Source organism: Pseudomonas sp. TAA207, from assembly GCF_001529285.1.
GTDB classification, from domain to species: domain Bacteria; phylum Pseudomonadota; class Gammaproteobacteria; order Pseudomonadales; family Pseudomonadaceae; genus Aquipseudomonas; species Aquipseudomonas weihenstephanensis.
In genome coordinates this window covers 4,885-27,780 of the sequence record NZ_LLWJ01000063.1, presented here as the reverse complement: position 1 = coordinate 27,780, position 22,896 = coordinate 4,885, and the positions used below count along the sequence as shown (strand labels likewise).

The following is a 22,896-nucleotide window of genomic DNA, read 5'->3' as shown; positions in this document are numbered from 1 at the left end:
CGCTGGTGCACGGGCTCAGCGCGTTAATTTTCCTCGCTGTTCATCCGTTCCGTAGTGATAGCCGAGCCAACGCTCGATAGCCAATACGTACGGAAGAAGCCAGATGAATGCTGAGAAGTCCCTCAAACTTGCCCGCCGGTTCATCGAGTTACCGCTGGAAAAGCGCCGGTTATTTCTCGACGGCTTGCGCGCAGAAGGGATCGACTTTTCGCAGTTCCCGATTCCGGCAGACGTGGCGCAGGATGACCGCCATGCACTGTCTTATGCGCAGCGGCGCATGTGGTTTTTGTGGCAGCTTGATCCGCACAGCGGTGCCTATAACCTGCCGGGTGCTGTGCGCCTCACCGGTGCCCTGAATATCGTGGCCCTGGAGCAGGCCTTCGCCCATGTGGTGCAGCGTCACCAAACCCTGCGCACGGTGTTTCACCAAAAGGCAGATGACAGCCTTGAGCAGGCGGCCCTGAGCCAGCCGCTGGTGGTTGAACACATGGATTTCACCTTGTTGCCCGCCCTTGAGCGTGAACAGGCGATCGCCAGCGAAGCGCAGCGTCAATCACTGTTGCCCTTCGATCTGGCCAGTGGCCCGCTGTTGCGCATCAAGCTGATCAAGCTGGCCGATGACGAGCACGTCCTGCTGCTGACCCTGCATCACATCGTGTCTGATGGCTGGTCCATGAACGTGCTGATTGATGAGTTCATTCAGGGCTACGACGCCTTCGAGCGCGGCCAGCAGTCTCAGCTCGCCGACCTGCCCATTCAATACAGTGACTATGCATTGTGGCAGCGCCGCTGGCTGGAAGCCGGGGAGCAGGCGCGCCAGCTCGAATACTGGCAGGCCAAGCTCGGGGACGAGCACCCGGTCATTGCATTGCCCACCGATTACCCGCGCCCGGCCATGCCCAGCTATCGCGGCACGCGCCATGAGTTTGCGGTCGATCCGGCGCTGGTCGAGCAACTGCGAGCACTGGCACAACGGCACAATGTCACCTTGTTCATGTTGCTGCTGGCGGCGTTCAACATCTTGCTGCATCGCTACAGCGGCCAGACCGACGTGCGGGTTGGCGTGCCCATTGCCAACCGCAACCGCCGCGAAGTCGAAGGGCTGATCGGCTTTTTTGTGAACACGCAGGTGCTGCGCAGCGAGCTGAATGCGCAAACCCGCGTGACTGATTTTCTGGCCGCCGTGAAGGAAACCGCGCTCGGCGCACAGGCGCACCAGGAGTTGCCGTTCGAGCAGTTGGTTGAAGCCTTCAAGCTGGAGCGCAACCTGAGCCATAACCCGCTGTTTCAAGTGATGTACAACCACCAGCCGCAGGTGGCCGACATAGAAACAGTCAGCACGGCCTCGGGGTTGGCGCTGGGCTTGATCGAGTGGGAAGGGCGCACCACGCAGTTCGACCTGAGCCTCGATACCTGGGAAAAAGGCGGGCGCCTCAATGCTGCGCTGACCTATGCCAACGATCTGTTCGACGCCTCGACCGTCAGCCGTATGGCGCGGCACTGGGGCAATCTGCTGCGGGCCCTGGTCGACAACGCCGATTGCCGGATTGGCGAGCTGGCGATGCTGGATGCCAGCGAGCTGCACACCCAGGTACGCGACTGGAACAACACGGGCGCCGTGTACCCCGTCCATGTGTGCCTGCACCCGCTGATTGAAGCGCAAGTGCTGCGCACACCGCAGGCCACCGCCCTGGTGTTTGGCAATCAGTCCCTCACCTATGCGCAACTCAATGCGCGGGCCAACCAGTTGGCGCGCCGCTTGCGCGAACAGGGGGTGGGGCCGGATGTGCTGGTCGGCATTGCACTTGAGCGTTCGGTCGAGATGGTGGTCGGCCTGCTGGCCATCCTCAAGGCCGGCGGTGCGTATGTGCCGTTGGACCCGGAGTACCCGCAGGAGCGCCTGACTTACATGATTGAGGACAGCGGCATCGGGTTGTTGCTGACGCAGCAAGCGCTGCTGACCCGCTTGCCGGTGGCGGGTATTCAGGTCATCGCCCTCGATCAGGTTGGCGAGACGCTGCAAGGCGATGACGACAGCAACCTGAACCTGGCGCAGGATGCCCGGCACCTGGCCTACGTGATTTACACCTCAGGTTCTACCGGTCGCCCCAAGGGCGCGGGCAACACGCATGCTGCACTGGTTAACCGCCTGTGCTGGATGCAACAAGCCTACGGTTTGAACGAGCACGACACGGTGCTGCAAAAAACCCCGTTCAGTTTTGATGTGTCGGTGTGGGAATTCTTTTGGCCGCTGCTCACCGGCGCGCGGCTGGTAGTGGCGCAACCGGGTGAGCATCGCGAGCCGCTGCGCCTGATTGAGACCCTGCGCCAGCATCAGGTCAGCACCGTGCATTTCGTGCCCTCGATGCTGCAAGCGTTTATCCACGAGACCGGGGTTGAGCACTGCACCAGCCTGCGCCGCATCGTGTGCAGCGGTGAGGCGCTGGCGGTCGACGCGCAACAACAGGTGTTCGCCAAGCTGCCAGGCGCCGAGCTGTACAACCTGTACGGCCCGACCGAAGCCGCCATCGACGTGACCCACTGGACCTGTGTCGATGAAGGCGCTGCCAGTGTGCCGATTGGCCTGCCCATCGCCAACCTGCGCACGCTGGTGCTGGATGCCGACCTGTCCCCCGTGGCACTGGGGGTGGCGGGTGAGCTGTATCTGGGCGGTGCCGGTCTGGCACGCAATTACCATCGCCGCCCGGGCCTGACCGCCGAGCGTTTTGTGCCATGCCCGTTCAATCAGGGCGAGCGCCTGTACCGCACCGGCGACCTTGTGCGCCAGCGGGTGGACGGGGTGATTGAGTACCTGGGCCGCCTCGACCATCAGGTCAAGCTGCGCGGCCTGCGGATCGAAATGGGCGAAATCGAAGCGCGTCTGGCTGAGCACGCGGCGGTGCGCGAAGCCGTGGCGCTGGTGCTCGATGGCAAACAACTGGTGGCTTACGTGGTGCTCCATGACCCGGCCACGGCAGGGGACTGGCAGGCCGCGCTGGCGGCGCATCTGCTGCGCGGATTGCCCGAATACATGGTGCCCGGCCACTGGATCAGCCTGGAGCACCTGCCACTCTCGCCCAATGGCAAACTGGAACGCCGCGCTCTGCCGCGCCCCGACCTATCGTCTGCGCAGCAGGATTACACCGCGCCCGCCACTGAACTGGAGCAGCGGCTGGCCGACATTTGGCAGACGGTGCTGGGTGTCTCGCCCCTTGGCGTTGACGACAACTTTTTCGCGCTTGGCGGCGATTCGATCATCTCGATTCAAGTGGTCAGCCGCGCGCGTCAGGCCGGTATCGCCTTCAGCCCGCGTGACCTGTTCCAGCACCAGACCATTCGCAGCCTGGCGCGGGTCGCCGAACTGAGTACGCACACCACCATTGACCAAGGCATCGCCCACGGTGCCGTGGCGTTGGCCCCGGTGCAGCAATGGTTTTTCGAGCAGCCGATGCCCGCCCCTCATCACTGGAACCAGGCGTTGCTGTTGCAGCCGCGCCAACCGCTAGACGCGGCGCCGCTGGAACAGGCATTGCGCCAACTGTTGAGCCATCACGATGCTCTGCGCCTGCGTTTCGAGCAGCACGATGGCCGTTGGCAGCAAGCCTATGCCGACCTGCCAGCCGACAGCCTGCTGTGGCACAAAGCGGCGGCTGGCACCGATGAACTCAACGCCTTGTGCGAGCACGCCCAGCGCAGCCTCGATCTGCAACAGGGACCATTGTTGCGTGCGCTGCTGGTTGACATGCCCGACCACACGCAGCGCCTGCTGCTGGTGATCCACCACTTGGCGGTAGACGGTGTTTCATGGCGTGTATTGCTTGAAGACTTGCAGCAGTTTTATGCCCAGCCGTCCCACGCGCCGCAGCCCAAGACCAGCGCCTATCAGGCCTGGACCGCGCGGCTTGCCGAGGAGGCGCATGCGCGACTACCGGAGCTGGCGTGGTGGCAAGCCCAGTTGGCGGCTGCGCCCCACGAACTGCCCCGCGATCACCTCGAGGCGGGGCTGCACACGCGACACGCACAAAAGGTCGAGCTGACCCTGGACGCTGAACGCACCCGTCAATTGCTGCAAGTGGCCCCGGCCACGTACCGCACTCAGGTCAACGACCTGTTACTGACGGCATTGGCACGGGTGATCTGCCGCTGGAGCGGTCACGCCAGCAGCCTGATTCAGCTCGAAGGTCATGGCCGCGAAGAGCTGTTTGCTGACGTGGACCTGTCGCGCACGGTGGGCTGGTTCACCAGCCTGTTCCCGGTGCAACTCACCCCCGCGGCCGGGCTGGGCGAGTCGATCAAAGCCATCAAGGAGCAACTGCGCAGCGTGCCGGACAAAGGCGTCGGTTACGGCCTGTTGCGTTATCTGGCAGGCGAGGAGGCGGGGGCGCAACTGGCGGCGCTGCCTGCCCCGCGCATCACGTTCAACTACTTGGGGCAGTTCGACCGCCAGTTTGATGACCAGGCCCTGTTTGTCCCTGCTGCCGAAAGCGCGGGCCAGGCTCAAGACCAAGACGCACCGTTGGCCAACTGGCTGAGCATCGAGGGGCAGGTGTACGGCGGCGAGTTGAACCTGCAATGGACCTACAGCCGCGAGATGTTCGACGCGCACACCCTTGAAGCGCTGGTTGAGGACTACCAGCAGGAGCTGTGTGCGCTGATCGAGCATTGCGTGACCCACGAAACGGGCGGCATGACCCCCTCCGACTTCCCGCTGGCGCGTCTCACCCAGCAGCAGCTGGACAGCCTCAAAGTGCCTGCCAGCGCCATTGAAGACATCTACCCGTTGTCGCCGATGCAACAGGGTTTGCTGGTGCACACCCTGCTTGAGCCGGGTTCGGGCATCTACTTCATGCAAGACCGCTACATCATTGACAGTGAAATCGACCTGCCGCGCTTTACGGCGGCCTGGCACGCCGTGGCCCAGCGTCACGATGCCTTGCGCGCCTCCTTCAGCCTGGACGATGACGGGCAAATGCTGCAAATCATTCACCGCGATGCCGCGCCCAAGGTTCAAGTCCACGACTGGACCGGGCGCCCTGAATCCGAGCACGAAAGCGCGCTGCAAGCGGTGTTGGCCCAGGACCGCGCCGATGGATTCGACCTGCTCAACACGCCGCCCTTCAACCTGCGTCTGATTCGCCGCAGCGCCGGTCATTACTGGTTCATCCTCAGCAACCACCACATCCTGATTGACGCCTGGTGCCGTTCGCTGCTGCTGCAAGATTTCTTCGCGCTCTACAGCGGCCAGCGCAGCCTGCCGCCTGCGGCGCGATACCGCGATTTTATTCAATGGCTGCAAGAGCAGGGCGAGCGCGAAGCCCTTGAAGCATGGACGCAGGAATTGGCCGGGTTCGAACAACCCACACCGCTGCCGTTCGATCGGGCTTTGCGCCGTCAGGGCGGCTTCTCGCAGATCGGCGACGTGTATGCCGACCTCGAGGCCTGTCAAGGGCGTGCCTTGCGTGAGCTGGCGCAACGTTATCAATTGACCGTCAACACCTTGACCCAAGCTGCCTGGGCACTGGTGTTGCAGCGCTACAGCGGGCTGGATGAAGTGCTGTTCGGCGTGACCGTGGCGGGGCGACCGATCAACCGCCCCGAAATGCAGGACACCGTGGGCCTGTTCATCAACAGCATCCCGCTGCGCATGCGTCTGCCGCGTGCGGGCCAGCAGGTCAGCGTGCGTGAGTGGCTGCAAGGCTTGTTCGAGCACAACCTGGCGTTGCGTGAGCATGAACATTTGCCGTTGTTGCAGATTCAGGCGTGCAGCGCGCTGGACAAAGGCCAGTCGATTTTCGACAGCCTGTTTGTCTATGAAAATGCCCCGGTCGAGAGTGCCGTGGTCAGCGGCGCGGAGCAAATCAGCGCCAAGTCCGACAGCGCCCGTACCCACACCAACTACCCGATGACCGTGGTGGTGTACCCCGGCGATGCGTTGGGCCTGCACCTGTCATACGACAAGCGCTTCTTCGACGACGCCACCGCCGAGCGCTTGCTGGCTGACTTCAAGCGGTTGCTGCTGGCCATTGGCGAACATGCCGATGGGCTGTTTGCCGATTTGCCGGTGGTGGACGCCGGTGAACGCGAGGACGTGTTACAGGCCGGCAATCAAACCGCGCGGGATTACCCGTTGGCGCACGGCTATGTGCGCCTGTTTGAAGCGCAATGTGCGGCGCACCCGCAACAGGTGGTTGCGACCTGCCTGGATCAGCGCTGGACCTATCGCGATCTGGACACCCGCGCCAACCGCCTCGGTCATGCCCTGGTTGGGGCCGGTGTGCGCGTTGATCAGCCGGTGGCGCTGCTGGCAGAACGCAGCCTTGAGCTGCTGGGCATGATGCTCGGCAGCTTCAAGGCAGGCGCCGCTTACTTGCCGCTCGACCCGCAACTGCCCGCGCGGCGCTTGCTCGACTTGCTGCACTTGGGGCAAGTACCGCTGCTGGTGGCCAGTGCCGCCTGCCGCGAACAGGCGCATCAGATATTGGCGCAGTTAACCCCGGCGCAACGCCCGCAATTACTGGTATGGGAAGAGGTGCAAGGCGCGCGTTTGTCCAGCGCACAGCCGGGCATCTACACCGCGCCCAACAACCTTGCTTACGTGATCTTCACCTCGGGTTCCACCGGCACGCCCAAAGGGGTGATGGTGGAGCAGGCGGGCATGCTGAATAACCAGTTGAGCAAAAAGCCGTATCTGGATCTGGGCAGCGCCGACGTGATTGCACAGACCGCGTCCCAGAGTTTCGATATTTCAGTCTGGCAATTTCTCGCCGCGCCGCTGTTTGGCGCGCAGGTCGACATCGTGCCCAACGCCATCGCCCACGACCCGGCCGCGCTGCTGGCGCACGTGGCGGCGCGGGGTATCAGTGTGCTGGAAAGCGTACCGTCGCTGATCCACAGCCTGCTCGACGAACCACAAGGCAGCCTGGAGCAGTTGCGCTGGATGCTGCCGACCGGCGAAGCCATGCCGCCTGAACTGGCGCGCCGCTGGTTGCAACGTTACCCGCACATCGGGCTGGTCAACGCCTACGGCCCGGCTGAATGCTCGGATGACGTGGCGCTGTTCCGGGTGGACGCAGCGTCAGCCGAGGGTGCCTACCTGCCGATTGGCCTGGCCACTGACAACAACCGTTTGTACGTGCTCGACGGCGGTTTGCAACCGGTACCGACCGGGGTGGTGGGTGAGTTGTATGTCGCGGGCACGGGCGTGGGGCGCGGCTATTTTGGCGACCCGTTGCGCAGCGCCAGTGTGTTTTTGCCTAATCCTTACGCGCAGCTGCCGGGTGAGCGTCTGTACCGCACCGGTGACGTGGCGCGGCGCCGTGCGGATGGCCAGTTAGAGTACGTGGGCCGCATCGACCAGCAAGTCAAAGTGCGCGGTTTCCGCATTGAACTGGGTGAAATCGAATCGCGCCTGCGTGACCTCAATGGCGTGCGCGAAGCCGCCGTGGTGGTGCAGGAAGGCCCGATCGGCAAGGCATTGGTGGCCTTTGTCGTGGTCGACGATGACGCGCCGCACTGGAACACCCTGCGTGAACACCTCAAAGCCGGACTCAAGGCGCAACTGCCGGAATACATGGTGCCGTTGCAGTGGCTGCGCCTCGATCAGTTGCCGCTCAATGCCAATGGCAAGGTCGACCGCAAGGCACTGCCGCAGGCGCAAGCCGCCGACTGGCAGCGTGAAGTGGTGGCACCTCAGGCCGGGATCGAGACGCACATGGCCTCGATCTGGCAAGACGTGCTCAAACTGGACGCCGTGGGCCGGGACGATAACTTCTTTGAACTGGGCGGGCATTCGCTGCTGGTGGCGCAGGTGGTGTCGCGCGTGCGTCAGCAATTGAACATCGAACTGCCCCTCAGCAGTTTGTTTGAATGCAGCGTGCTCAGTGACTTCGCTGCCCGCTGCGCGGCGCAACCGCACAGCGTCAGCCAACCGCTGCTGCGTGCACTGCCAGCAGGGCAGGCGGGCGTGTTGTCGTTTGCCCAGCAACGGCAGTGGATTCTCTGGCAGCTGGACCCTGACAGCGCCGCCTACAACATCCCGGCAGCCTTGCGCCTCAAGGGTGTGTTGAACCGCGAAGCCCTGCTGCGCAGCTTCAGCGACCTGCAAGCGCGTCACGCCACCTTGCGCACCACGTTCACCCAGGACGGTGAACAGGCGCGCGGCGTGCTGCACGCCAGCCTGCCACTGGCAGTGCGCGAGCTGGCATTGTCAGCACCTGGCGCCGCTGAAATTGAAGCGCTGGTGGCCCACGAAATGCGTCAACCGTTCGACCTGCGCAATGGTCCGTTGCTGCGGGTGCTATTGCTCAACGTCGCAGCCGAGGAGCATGTGCTGGTGCTGACCGTGCACCACATCGCTGCCGATGGCTGGTCGATGCAGGTCATGGTGGATGAGTTCAGCGCCTTGTACCTGGCCCATGTTCAGGGTCAAGCCCCGCAGCTGCCAACGTTGAACATTAACTATGGCGATTACGCCGCCTGGCAACGCGACTGGTTGCAGGCGGGTGAGGGCGAGCGCCAACTGAGCGCCTGGAAAGCCCATCTGGGCACGCACCCTGCGCCGCTTGAGCTGCCCAGCGAATTGACCCGTCCGGCGATTCGCAGCGAACGCGGCGCGCGCCTTGAACTGTTGATTGAACCTGAATTGGCCGCCGGTCTGCGCCAGTTGGCCCAGCAACAGAGCGTGACCCTGTTCATGCTGCTGCTGGCCAGTTACCAGACCGTGCTGCATCGCTACAGCGGCCAGTCGACGATCAACGTCGGGGTGCCAAACGCGGGGCGTAGCCGTCTCGAAACCGAAGGCTTGATCGGCTTCTTTATCAACACCCAGGTGCTGCGCGCCGAGATCGACGGCCAGCAGACCTTCGCCAGCCTGCTGCAACAGGTCAAAAAAGCCGCCTTGTGGGCACAAGCGCATCAGGAGCTGCCGTTCGAGCAATTGGTCGAAGCGCTGCAACCGGAACGCAGCCTGAGCCACAGCCCGTTGTTTCAAGTGCTGTTCAACCATCAGCGGCAGCTCGGCGAAAGTGTCGAGCGCAGCCTGTCGGGGCTGACGGTTGAGCGCATGGACTGGCAGTCACACACGGCCCAGTTCGATCTGGCGCTGGACACCGAAGAGCAGGGCGAGCAGTTACACGCCAGCCTGACCTACGCCAGCGACGTGTATGACGCCGCCACCATGACGCAGCTGGGCGGGCACTGGCTCAACCTGCTGCGCGCCGTGGTGCGTGAGCCGCAACAACGGATTGCCGCACTTGAGCTGCTGGAGCCGCGCGAACAGCAAGCGCTGATTGAGCAATGGAACCCGAACGTTCAGCGCCAGCCGGTGGCTGCGGCCTTGCACCAGCTGTTCGAAGCGCAAGCCGCCGCGCAGCCGCACGCCGTGGCGCTGCGGTGGGGTGACGAGGGGCTCAGCTATGCCGACCTTAACGCCCGGTCCAATCGGCTGGCGCGCAAACTGCGCGAGCTGGGCGTTGGCCCGGAAGTGCGCGTGGGCATTGCCACCGAGCGGGCGATACCGCTGGTGGTCGGCGTGTTGGCGATTCTCAAGGCCGGGGGTGCCTATGTGCCGCTGGACCCGCAATACCCGGCCGAACGCTTGAGCTTCATGATCGAAGACAGCGGCATTGCCTTGCTGCTGACCCAGGAGCACCTGCTGGAGCACCTGCCGCCCCGCGTTGGGGTGCAGACGCTGTGCCTGGAGCATCTGGCGCTGGACGCGTTCAGTGCTGACAACCTGGCCAACCAGACCCTGCCGGACACTCTGGCGTACGTGATCTACACCTCCGGCTCCACCGGGCGACCCAAGGGCGCGCTGCTCAGCCATGCCAACGTCACCCGCTTGCTGAGTGCCACGCAGCCGGCGTTTGGCTTCGGCGCGCAGGACGTGTGGACGCTGTTCCATTCCTACGCGTTTGACTTCTCGGTCTGGGAACTGTTTGGTGCCCTGTGCACTGGCGGGCGCCTGGTGATCGTGCCGTATTTCATCAGCCGCGAGCCGCAGGCGTTCCATCAATTGTTGTGTGACGAAGGCGTCACGGTGCTCAACCAGACGCCGACGGCGTTCCGTCAATTACTGCCCATTGCCTGCCAGAGCACACAACCACTGGCACTGCGGTGGGTGATCTTCGGTGGTGAGGCGCTGGACGTGTCGAGCCTGCGCCCGTGGTACGAGCGCTTCGGTGATCAAAGCAGCACGCTGGTGAACATGTACGGCATCACCGAAACCACGGTTCACGTGACGTTCCGTGCGCTGAGCCCGGCGGACCTGGACGCCAAGGTGCAAAGCCCGATTGGCCGCCCGCTCAGCGACCTGAGCTGGTATTTGCTCGACAGCCAGTTGCAGCCGGTTGCAGCGGGCTGCGCGGGCGAGCTGTATATCGCCGGGGCGGGGTTGGCGCGGGGTTATCACGGCCGCACGGGGCTGACAGCGGAGCGTTTTGTACCCAGCCCGTTTGCGCCGGGCGAACGCCTGTATCGCAGCGGCGACCTGGCACGCCAGCGGGCGGACGGCAATATCGACTATCTGGGCCGTATCGACCAGCAGGTGAAAATCCGCGGTTTCCGTATCGAGCTGGGTGAGATCGAAGCCTGCCTCAAACAGCAGATTGGCGTGGCGCAAGCGGTACTGACCGTGCATTCAGGCCCTCACGGGCCGCAGTTGTGTGCCTATGTGGTGGCCGATCAAGCGCCCGCCGACCCACTGGCGTGGCGTGAACATTTGCGTGAAGCGCTCAAGGTCGACTTGCCGGACTACATGGTGCCGACCCATTGGCTGCTGCTTGACGCCCTGCCATTGACCGGCAACGGCAAGCTCGATCGCAAGGCCTTGCCACCGCCCGACGTCGAAGACTGGCAGCGTCCCTACAGCGCGCCGGTCGGCGAACTGGAGCAACAGCTCGCAGCAATCTGGGCCAGCGTGCTGAACGTGGAGCGCGTCGCGCGCCACGACAACTTCTTTGAATTGGGCGGGCACTCGTTGCTCGCGGCCCAGGCCAGCGCCCGGGTTGAACTTGAATTGGGCATCGAGCTGGCGCTGCGCGCGCTGTTCGAGGCCGCCGACCTGCAAGCCTATGCCGCGCTGGCACAGGCACAAACGCCTGCGGATAACGATGGTCGTCTGAGCGCGCTCGAATCGCTGCTCGACGAGATGGAGATCAACTGATGGAAAACTCGACCGCGTGGCGCATTGCCAACCGTTTTGCCAGCCTGGCGCCTGAACAGCGCCGTGAGTTCCTGCAAAAAATGCAGGCGCAGGGCGTCAGCTTCGGCCAGTTGCCGATCCCGGCCACGGCCCCTGCCGATGGTCTGTGCGAACTGTCGTATGCGCAGCAACGCCAATGGTTCCTTTGGCAGTTAGACCCTGAAGGCGCCGCGTACCACATCCCGGCGGCCCTGCGCCTGCGGGGCGGTTTGAATGTCGACGCCTTGCAACACAGCTTCGATGCGTTGCTCAGGCGCCATCACAGTTTGCGCAGTGTTTTTGTCGAGCACGATGGCCAGGTTCAATGCAGTAGTCCGCTCGCGCCTACAGGCATGCAGTTGACGCGTCATGACCTGCGTGATCTGGCCACGGCCGAACGCATGCCGCGTGCATTGGCTTTGCTTGAACACGACATCGCCCAGCCGTTCGACCTGCAAAGCGGCCCGCTGCTGCGGGTCAGCCTGCTGCAACTGGACACCGACGACCACGTGCTGGTGCTGACCCTGCACCACATCGTGGCCGATGGTTGGTCGATGGGGGTGTTGGTCGACGAATTCTCGCAGCTGTATGCGGCCCATGTGCACGGTAAAACCCTGACGCTGCCCGAGCTGCCCATTCAATACGCCGACTACGCACTGTGGCAGCGGCGCTGGATGGAAGCCGGTGAGCTGGAGCGCCAACTGGACTGGTGGCGCGGGCAACTGGGTGACGAGCAGCCGGTGCTGGAACTGCCGAGTGATCGCCCGCGCCCTGCGCAACCCACGCAGCAGGGTGCGCGGCTGGACTTCACCCTTGAGCCGGTACTGGCCAAAAACCTGATGGCGCTGGCCCGACAGCGCGGCGTGACCCCGTTCATGCTGTTGCTGGCCAGTTTTCAGACCTTGTTGCACCGCTACAGCGGTCAGCAGGATCTGCGTATCGGCGTCCCTGTGGCCAACCGCAATCGGGCTGAGAGCCGTGGCCTGATCGGTTTTTTCGTGAACACGCAAGTGCTGCGCGCCGAGCTTGACGGGCACCTGCCGTTTACCCGCCTGCTGGAACAAACCCGCGACCGTGCGCTGGACGCGCAAGGCTATCAGGACCTGCCCTTCGAGCGGCTGGTACAGGCGCTGCAAGGCGAGCGCAGCCTGAGTCACAGCCCGTTGTTCCAGGTCATGTTCAATCACCAGCAAAGCCGTCCCGGCGCGCTGAGTGCAATGTTGGCCGGTTTGCAGATCGACAGTGTGCAGTGGCAAGGGCGCACCACCCAGTTTGACCTGCAACTGGACACCCATGAGGAAGGCGAGCGCCTGATGGCCAGCCTGACCTACGCCACCGACCTGTTTGACGCCGCGCGCATCGAGCAGATGGCGGCGCATTGGCGCAACCTGCTGGCGGCCATTGTGGCCGAGCCGGACTGCGCAATTGGCGCATTGCCGATGCTGTCGGCCTCCGAGGTTCAAGCCACGCTTTACCAGCTCAATGCCACCGCACATCCCTATCCGGGCCCGGAATGCGTGCACCTGCACATCGAGGCGCAAGCGGCGGCAACGCCCCAGGCCTGCGCGCTGGTGTTTGCCGGGCAACGCCTGAGTTATGCCGAGTTGAATCAGCGGGCCAACCGTCTGGCCCGCTGCTTGCGCGAACAGGGTGTCGGCCCGGAAGTTCGCGTGGGCGTGGCGTGCGAACGCTCGCTGGAATTGGTCATCGGGCTGTTGGCGATTCTCAAGGCCGGTGGCGCTTATGTGCCGTTGGACCCCGAATACCCGGCCGAGCGTCTGGCCTACCTGTTTGAAGACAGCGGTATCAGCCTGTTGCTGACCCAGGCTCATGTGCAGGCTGACTTGCCGTTGCCTGAAGGCTTGCCCGTGCTCTGCCTGCAAGCCAGCGCCGATTGGCTGGCCGAGTACGCCAACGAGGATGTGCCTAACCTGGCCAGCGCGCAGAACCTGGCATACGTGATTTACACCTCGGGTTCCACGGGCCGTCCTAAAGGTGCGGGCAACAGTCATGGCGCGTTGTACAACCGTCTGGCGTGGATGCAACAGGCCTATGGGCTGAGCGCGACCGATCGGGTGCTGCAAAAAACCCCTTTCAGTTTTGACGTGTCGGTGTGGGAGTTTTTCTGGCCGCTGATGCACGGCGCCACCCTGGTGGTGGCGGCACCGGGTGCGCACCGCGACCCGCAACAGCTGGCGGCGTTGATCGTCGAGCAGGCGATCACCACGCTGCACTTCGTGCCCTCGATGCTTCAGGCCTTTATCGGCGCCGAGGAAGCCGCGCAGTGCACCTCGTTACAACGCATCGTGTGCAGTGGCGAGGCGCTGGCGGTCGAGTTGCAGCGCCAGACGTTACGCAGCCTGCCGCAAGCGTCGTTATACAACCTGTACGGCCCGACCGAAGCGGCCATCGACGTCACCCACTGGACGTGCGTAGAAGAGGGCCGCGACAGCGTGCCCATCGGGCGCCCGATTGCCAACCTGCGTACGTACATCCTCAGCCCTGAACTGCTGGCGTTGCCGAACGGCGCGATTGGCGAGTTGTACCTGGCGGGCAGCGGTTTGGCCCGGGGTTATCACGCACGTCCGGGGTTGACCGCCGAGCGCTTTGTGGTCGACCCGTTTGGCACCGGGGAGCGCCTCTATCGCACCGGCGATCTGGCCCGCTACCGCGCCGATGGCGCCATTGAATACTGCGGGCGCATCGACCATCAGGTGAAAATTCGCGGATTGCGCATCGAGCTGGGCGAAATCGAAGCGCGCCTGCAAGAACACCCGCAGGTGCAGGACGCCGTGGTACTGGCGCTGGATAACCAGTTGGTGGCGTATCTGGTGCCCGCCGATGCCGCGGTGCTTAGCCGCCCAGAGGCGCAAGCGCCGTGGCGCGAAGCGCTCAAGGCGCACCTGTTGCAGAACCTGCCGGACTACATGGTGCCCACGCACCTGATGCTGATCGAGCGCATGCCGCTCAGCCCTAACGGCAAACTGGAACGCAAGTTGCTGCCAGCGCCGCACGTCAGTGTCAGCCAGCGCGTGTTTGAAGCACCCCGCAGCGAGCACGAATGCCAATTGGCGGCGATCTGGCAAGAAGTGCTGGGCGTCGAGCAGGTCGGTCGTCACGATAATTTCTTTGAGCTGGGCGGTGATTCGATCATCTCGATTCAAGTGGTCAGCCGCGCCCGCCGTGCAGGTTTGGGGTTGAAACCACGGGATCTGTTTCAACAGCCGACCTTGCACGCGCTGGCTGCTGTGGTGAGCCAGCAGGCCGCGCCGCACATTGCCCAAGGCCCGGTGCTCGGCGTGCAAGCCCTGACCCCGGTGCAGCACTGGTTCTTTGAACACCAGCGGGTGCAGCCGCAGCACTGGAACCAGTCGGTGTTGCTTGATGTGCGCGAACCGCTGGACTTGTTACGCCTGCAAACCGCTGTGCAGCAGGTGCTGGCCCAGCACGATGCGCTGCGCTTGCAGTTTCGTGAAATCGAGGGGCAATGGACGGCGCGTTATGTGCCGCTCGACAGCGCGGCCGCCACCGATTTGCTGTGGACCGCACAGGTGCAAAGCGATGAGGCACTGCAAGCCTTGTGTGACGAAGCCCAGCGCAGCTTGTCGCTGCATGACGGCCCGCTGCTGCGCGCGGTGTTGATCGACCACGAGGACGCAGGCCAACGCTTGCTGTTGGTGATTCATCACTTGGTGGTCGATGGCGTGTCGTGGCGTGTCCTGCTTGAAGACCTGCAAGCGGCGTACGCCGGGCAGGCGCTGGCGGAAAAAACCAGTGCCCTGCAAGACTGGGCCACCCGCCTCAGCGCCTACGCCAACAGCGACGCTCTGCTGGCTGAATCGGCGTGGTGGCAGGCCCAGTTGCAGGGTGTCAGCGCGCAGTTGCCCAAGGCCCGCCCCGGGGGCAGCCAGGCCCTGCGTCATCGTCAGGTGGTCAGCCTGGGGTTGAACCGCGAACACACCCGTCAACTGTTGCAACAGGCACCCGCGGCGTATCGCACTCAAGTCAATGACCTGTTGCTGACCGCATTGGCCCGCGCGTTGTGCGACTGGACCGGTGATTCGACAGCGTTGATTCAACTCGAAGGCCACGGCCGCGAAGACCTGTTCGACACGCTTGACCTGACCCGCACGGTGGGCTGGTTCACCAGCCTGTTCCCGGTCAAGTTGACCCCGGCCGCCGATCTGGCGACCTCGATCAAGGCCATCAAGCAGCAACTGCGTGACATCCCCGGCAAAGGGCTGGGCTTTGGTGTGTTGCGCTACCACGGCCCGACCGAGGTGCAAGCCCGCCTTGCGGCGTTGCCGACCGCCAGGGTCACGTTCAACTATCTGGGCCAGTTCGACCAGAGCTTCAGTGACGATGCGTTATTTGTGCCCGCCCGCCACAGCAGCGGTGCGGCGCAGAGCCTGGACTCGCCGCTGGCCAACTGGTTGTCAGTGGACGGTCAGGTGTTTGGCGGTGAACTGAAACTGGACCTGAGCTTCAGTCAGGAGTGCTTCGACAAGGCTGATATTCAAGCATTGGCGGCGGCCATCGAAACCAACCTGCGGGCGCTGGTGGCGCACTGCGTCAACCCGCAACACGGCGGTGTGACCCCGGCAGACTTCCCGCTGGCGCCACTGAGCCAAAGCCAACTGGATGAACTGCCGGTGGCTGCGCGGCAGATCGAAGACCTGTACCCGTTGTCGCCAATGCAGAGCGGGTTGTTGTTTCACAGCCTCTACGAACCGCAGGCCGGGGCTTACGTCAACCAGCTCAGCGTCGAAGCCAAAGGGCTGGACGCGGCGCGATTGGGGCAGGCGTGGCAAGCGACACTGGATGCGCACCCGATTTTGCGCAGCGGGTTCCACTGGCCGCAGGGCGCCACAGAACCGGTGCAAGTGGTGCAACGCACACTGGAGCTGCCGCTCACCGTGCTCGACTGGCGCGGTCGTGCCGATCAGGACGCGGAGCTGCTATTGCTGGCGCGCAGCGAACGCTTGCAGTTCGATCCGGCCCAGCCGCCGTTGTTGCGTCTGGCGTTGGTGCGCCTCGACGAGCAGCGTCAGCAACTGATTTACACCCATCACCACGTGTTGCTCGATGGCTGGAGCAATGCCCTGCTGCTGGGCGAGGTGTTGCAGCGTTATGCCGGGATCGAGGTGGCGAACCATCAAGGCCGTTTTGCCGATTACATTGGCTGGTTGCAGGGGCAGGACGCGGTGGCGGACGAAGCCTTTTGGCGCGAGCAACTGCTCGCTTTGCAAAGTCCGACTCTGCTCGCCCAGAGCGTGGCGCACTCCACCACGGCTCCCGCCGATGCATACGCCGACCATCGGCAGGTGTTCGACGCGCCGAGCAGTGCGGCCTTTGCCGCGTTTGCCCGTCAGCACAGCATCACCCTCAACACCTTGGTGCAAGGCGCGTGGGCGGTATTGTTGCAGCGCTACAGCGGTCAACAGACGGTGGCGTTTGGCGCCACGGTGGCGGGGCGACCGGTGGACTTGCCGGGTGCCGAGCAGCAGTTGGGTCTGTTTATCAATACCTTGGCGGTGATCAGCCAGCCACAGGCCGCTGAAAGCGTGGCGCAGTGGTTAGGGCGTTTGCAGGCGCACAACCTTGAGTTGCGCGAGCATGAATTCACCGCATTGAGCGACGTGCAGCGCTGGGCCGGTCGCGCAGGCGAACCGTTGTTTGACAGCCTGCTGGTGTTCGAAAACTTCCCCATTGCCCAGGCCCTGCAACAGGGCGCGCCGGATGGCCTGAGCTTCTCGTTGCCCGACAACCATGAACGCACCAACTACCCGCTGACACTGGCGGCGGTCAGCGAAGGGCAATTGAGCCTGACCTGGAGCTATTTGCTCAGCCACTTCAGCCCCACAGCCGTGGCGCGCATGAGCCAGCATCTGGCGTGTCTGCTGGAGGCTATGGTCGCGGCGCCGCACGCCCGTCTCGGTGACTTACCGTTACTGAGTGCCGCCGAGCGCCAACAGCTGCTGCATGACTGGAACCCGGCGCCGCAGCCGCTGACCGAGCATTGCGTGCATCAGTTGATTGAAACGCAGGCGGCGATGCGTCCCGAGGCACCCGCGCTGATCTTTGCCGACACCACCTTCAGCTATGCCGACCTCAATCAGCGCGCCAACCGCTTGGCCCATCGCTTGCGCGAGTTGGGGGTTGGCCCGGAAGTGCGGGTGGGTCTGGCAGTGGAGCGTTCGCCACAGATGATCATTGGCTTGCTGGCGATCCTCAAGGCGGGGGGTGCCTATGTGCCGCTCGACCCGGCGTACCCTGCCGAGCGCTTGAGTTATTTGATGCAGGACAGCGGCATTGCCCTGTTGTTGAGCCAGTCATGGCTGGGCAATCAGTTGCCCCGGATCGACGGCCTGCCGGTCCTGGAACTGGATCGCGAAACCGTCGCGCATTTGCCGGGCACCAACCTGCCTAACCTGACCTGCGCGCACAACCTCGCTTACTTGATTTACACCTCGGGTTCGACCGGTCGCCCCAAAGGCGTCAGTGTGGCCCACGGCCCGCTGGCCATGCACTGCCAATCGATTGGCGAGCTGTACGGCATGACCCCGCAGGATCGCGAGTTGCAATTTGCCTCTATCAGTTTTGACGGTGCCCATGAGCGCTGGCTGACGCCGCTGGTGTTCGGCTCGGCGCTGATGCCGCGTGACGATGAAGTCTGGAGCGCTCAACGCACCTGCGAAGAGATCGAGCGCCACGGCATTACCATCGCCTGTTTCACCCCCAGCTACCTGCTGCAAATGGCCGATTACATCGGCGAAGCGGGGCGCCGGTTGCCGATTCGTTCCTACACCGTGGGCGGTGAGGGCATGCCCAAGCACGCGTTCGATGAAGTGCAGCGGGTGTTGCAGCCGCCACGCATCATCAACGGTTATGGCCCGACCGAAACCGTCATCACGCCGCTGATCTGGTGCGCGTATCCGGGCACGCAATTTGATTCGGCGTTCCTGCCGATCGGCCGCCCGGTGGGGCAACGCAGTGCGTATGTGCTCGACAGTCATCTGCAACCGTTGCCGGTAGGTGTGGCGGGTGAGCTGTACCTGGGCGGCGAGGGCATTGCTCGCGGCTATCATCAGCGTCCTGATCTGACCGCCGAGCGCTTTGTACCTGACCCGTTCGTGGCCGGTGCACGCCTGTATCGCAGCGGCGACCTGGCGCGACTGCGCGAAGATGGCGTGGTCGAGTACCTGGGGCGTATTGACCAGCAAGTGAAGATCCGCGGTTTCCGCATTGAACTGGGGGAAATCGAAGCCTGCCTGCTGGAACACGAGGGCGTACGCGAAGCCTTTGTGGTGGACCGTGAAGGCCCGGTCAGCCGCCAATTGGTCGGTTATGTGGTGGCGCGCGACCCGCTGGCCGATGAAGGCGCGTTGCGCGAGGCGTTGAATGCGCACCTGCGCAGCCGTTTGCCGGCGCACATGATGCCCGCGCACATGATGTGTCTGGCGGCGCTGCCATTGACCCCCAACGGCAAGCTTGACCGTCAGGCGCTGCCTGCGCCCCACGCCAGCCGTGAGGCGCTGGAACGGGTTCTGCCGGGCACACCGGCAGAGTCACTGCTGGCGGACATCTGGCAAGAGTTGCTGGGGCTGGAGGCGATTGGCGTCACCGAAAACTTTTTCGAGTTGGGCGGCGATTCGATCATCTCTTTGCAGGCCGTGAGCCGGGCGGGCGCGCAAGGTCTGGCGTTCACTCCCAAACAACTGTTCGAGGCCCAAACCATTCGTGCGTTGGCGCGGCTGGCGATGGATGCCGCACCGCAGGTCGCGCAGGAACTCCACAGCGTGCCCTTTGCTCAAGTGAGCGCAGCCGTGCAGGTTGATCGCAGCTCACTGGACGACCTTTACCCGCTGTCGCCGATGCAGCAGGGCATGTTGTTCCACTGCATCGAATCGCCGGAGCTGAACCTGTACGTCAACCAACTCAGCGTGGCGGTCGAAGGGTTGCAGGTCGAACGCTTTTGCGCGGCGTGGGAGGCCCTGCTTGAGCGTCACGAGGTGCTGCGCGCCGCTTTCCTTTGGCGCGACGGTCTGGCTGACCCGCTGCAAGCGGTGTATCAGCAGGCGCGCGTGCCCATTGTCGAACTGGACTGGCGTGAGCATGGCGAACCAGACGCGGCTTTGCAGGCCTTGGCGGCGCAGGATCAGGCGCGCGGGTTTGATCTGAGCTGCCCACCGTTGATGCGCTTTACGCTGGTGCGCCTGGGCGAGCACCGGCACCAGATGATCTGGACCTACCATCACTTGTTGCTCGATGGCTGGAGCGCGTCACGTTTGCTCGGCGAAATGCTGCGCCTGTACGCCCATCAGAGCCTGCCGCAGCTGAGCGGGCGTTATGCCGATTACATCCAGTGGCTGGCGCAGCAGGACGTCAGCGTGGCCGAAGGCTTTTGGCGCGAGCAGCTTGCTGCATTGCAAGCGCCGACCATTTTGGCGAATGCGGCCAACACCGACGGCCGCGGGCACGGCGTGCTCTACACCTATCTGGACAGCGACGCGACACGCCGCTTGCATGCTTTTGCCAGCCAACAGCGGGTGACGCTCAACACCGTGGTGCAAGCTGCCTGGCTGTTGCTGTTGCAGCGCCACACCGGGCAACGCAGCGTGGCGTTTGGTGCCACGGTGGCGGGGCGCCCGACCGGGTTGGCGGGTGCGCAAGACATGCTGGGCCTGTTCATCAACACTTTGCCGGTGATCCAGACCCTTGACCCGCAGCAAGCGCTGGGTGACTGGTTGCGTCAATTACAGGCTTACAACCTGTCGATCCGTGACTTCGAGCACACCCCTCTGGCGGATATTCAGCGTTGGGCCGGACAGGGCGGCCAAGGGCTGTTCGACAGCATTATCGTGTTTGAAAACCACCCGGTAGACCGTGCCCTGCGCGGTGAGCAAGACGGCGAGCTGAAATTTGCCGAAGTCGGCAGCGGCGGGGTGACCAACTTTCCGATGGACTTGATGGTCAGCGCCACCGATCAGGGCCTGGAGGTGGAATACCTGTACTTGCGCGAACGCTTCAGCGCGCCTGAGGTGGAACACATTCGCGCGCAGTTCGAAGGTTTGCTGGCGCAATTGCCGCTGGATGCGCAGTGCCTGATCGGCAACATTGGGCTGCCACAGGCGCGGATTGAAACGCCACAGCCCCCGGTGCCGACGCAAGACGTGGTGCAGGGCTTTATGGCTCAGGTGCTGCGTCAGCCTCAGGCGGTGGCCTTGATCTGCGACGGTCGTGAGTTGACCTATGCCGCACTGGATCGTCAGGCAGACGCCTTGGCCGCACAGCTGCAAGCGCGGGGCATTGGCCCGGAATCGTTGGTGGCCGTGGCGTTGCCGCGTTCAGAACAGACGATTGTGGCGTTTGTGGCGGTGCTCAAGGCTGGTGCTGCGTATTTGCCGCTGGACCTCGACTACCCGGCCGAGCGGCTGGCGTTCATGCTGGCTGACTCTGCCGCCAGCCTGTTGCTGTGCCACAGCGATGTGGACGAACGCGTGGCCTTCACGGCTGCCACCCCGCGGTTGCTGCTTGATCAACTGAGTGATCAGCCGCTGTTGCCGCGCGCGGTTGAATCGTTGGGCGGGCATCTGGCGTACCTGATTTACACCTCGGGCTCCACTGGCCAGCCCAAGGGCGTGGCCGTGGCGCGGCAACCCATCGCACGGCACTGTCAGGGCATCATCGACCTGTATGAACTGACCCCCCGCAGCCGCGAATTGCACTTTATGTCCTTCTCCTTTGACGGCGCGCAAGAGCGTTGGCTCAGTGTGTTGCTGGCCGGTGGCAGCTTGGTGATTCGCGACGATCAGCTGTGGACTGCGGAGCAGACCTTAGCCGTGCTGCATGCCTACAACGTGAGCGTGGCGTGCTTCCCGCCTGCGTACCTGCAACAACTGGCCGATGTGGCGTTGACGCAGGGCAATCCACCGCCCGTTCACACCTACTGCTTTGGCGGTGATGCGGTGCCGCACGCCAGTTTTGAACGGGTCAAACAGGCGCTGCGCCCACAACGACTGGTCAACGGCTATGGCCCGACCGAAACCGTGGTCACGCCGCTGCTGTGGCGGGCCGAGGTGAGCGAGCGCTGTGAGGCGGCGTATGCGCCGATTGGGCGCAGTGTGGCCGGCCGCGGGGTGTATGTGCTGGACGCAGACATGAACCCGTTGCCGGTGGGTGTCAGCGGTGAACTGTACTTGGGTGGCGAATGTCTGGCGCGGGGTTATCACCGTCAGCCGGGGTTGAGCGCCGAACGCTTTGTACCGGACCCGTTCGAGGCCACAGGCGGGCGCATGTACCGCACCGGCGACTTGGTACGCCAGCGCGAGTGCGGCCTGATCGACTATCTGGGGCGTCTGGACCAGCAGGTAAAAATTCGCGGGTTCCGTATTGAACTGGGTGAAATCGAAGCGCGCCTACGTCAGTGCGACGGTGTGCAAGACGCGGCCGTCAAGGTGATCGAAGGCGCGAGTGGCAAACAATTGGTGGGCTACGTGGTGGCTGGCGCCCGCGCCACTCTGGAGCGTGAACTCAAGGAGCAACTGCAAGCGCAACTGCCGGATTACATGGTGCCGACGTACATTGTGCAGTTGGCGTGTTTCCCGCTGTCGGCCAACGGCAAACTGGACCGGCGCGCATTGCCCGAACCGCAACTGACCCAGGGCACCTACCGCGCGCCGCGTAATGCGCTGGAACAGGCGCTGGCGTTGATCTGGCAAGAGGTCCTGGGGCTGGAGTCGGTAGGTATCGACGACAACTTCTTCGAGCTGGGTGGCGATTCGCTGCAAGTGCTCAAAGTGATTTCGCGGGTGCGCAATCAGCCTGAGCTGGGTTTGAGTTTGAAACTGCGCGACTTGATGCAAAAACCGTGTATTGCCGAACTCGGCGGGTTTGAACCCGTGGTTGCGGATCAGGCGCCGGACCCGTTGCTGGCGCTCAACAGCCGGGTCAAGGACGTACCGCCGCTGTTCTGCTTGCACGCAGGTTTCGGCACCGTGTTCGACTACGAGCCATTGGCCCGTAAATTGGACGGGCGCCGCAGCGTCTATGGAGTGCAGTGCCGCATGTTGCTCGACCCCCAGTGGCAGGACGCATCGTTACACAGCATGGCACTCGCTTATGCCGAACGTATTCGTCAGCAGCAGGCCAATGGTCCGTATCACCTGCTTGGCTGGTCGTTGGGCGGGGCATTGGCCTTGCTGGTGGCGCAAGCGCTTGAAGCGCAAGGTCAGCAGGTGGCGTTTGCCGGTTTGGTCGACACCTACGTGGCGGGAACGGCTGAGGCCAGTGACGGGCGTGAAGACTTGCAGGACTTTTTACGCTTTGTGCTGGGTGTGTCCGAGACCGAGGCGAACGTGTTGCTGGAGGAGCAAGGGCCAAGTGCCGAGCGGGTGATTGGTGCCGCGATGGCCGAACCGCGCAGCGGGCTGGGTGAGCATGGGCTGCTCGGGGCGGCGGAGCTGAGCCACATCTTTGCAGTGGGTGCGCGCCTCAAGCAATTGGCGCTGGCGCAGGCAGCGTTGCCTGCAACCCGGGTTCAGGCGCACCACTGGTGGGTGGCGGGACGTGACGAGGAGCGCCGCGAGCATGCGACACAAATCGGTGCCGGGGCCAGTCATGCAGTTTTGGCGGGTGGACACTACGAACTGCTGCGCCAGGCCGCGTTACTGACCCGACTGGAGCACTTGCTGGCGGGGCAGCCTGAGCGGGCGTGA

The 22,896-nt window shown here is 63.7% G+C and carries 2 protein-coding genes; both read left to right on the top strand.

The window, feature by feature from the left end:
* Positions 1-103: 103 nt before the first annotated feature.
* Positions 104-11,161, top strand: a complete 11,058-nt coding sequence (locus AP059_RS09030) for a non-ribosomal peptide synthetase (RefSeq protein ID WP_059762918.1) — start codon at positions 104-106, stop codon at positions 11,159-11,161.
* Positions 11,161-22,896: a non-ribosomal peptide synthetase gene (locus tag AP059_RS09025; RefSeq protein WP_059762917.1), complete on the top strand. Its 11,736-nt coding sequence runs from the start codon at positions 11,161-11,163 to the stop codon at positions 22,894-22,896. Before AP059_RS09030 ends, AP059_RS09025 begins: the two co-directional genes overlap by 1 nt.

Bases quoted from the DNA above. Each gene is read 5' to 3' on its own strand.
- AP059_RS09030 (WP_059762918.1), top strand. From the start codon at position 104: ATGAATGCTGAGAAGTCCCTCAAACTTGCCCGCCGGTTCATCGAGTTA.
- AP059_RS09025 (WP_059762917.1), top strand. From the start codon at position 11,161: ATGGAAAACTCGACCGCGTGGCGCATTGCCAACCGTTTTGCCAGCCTG.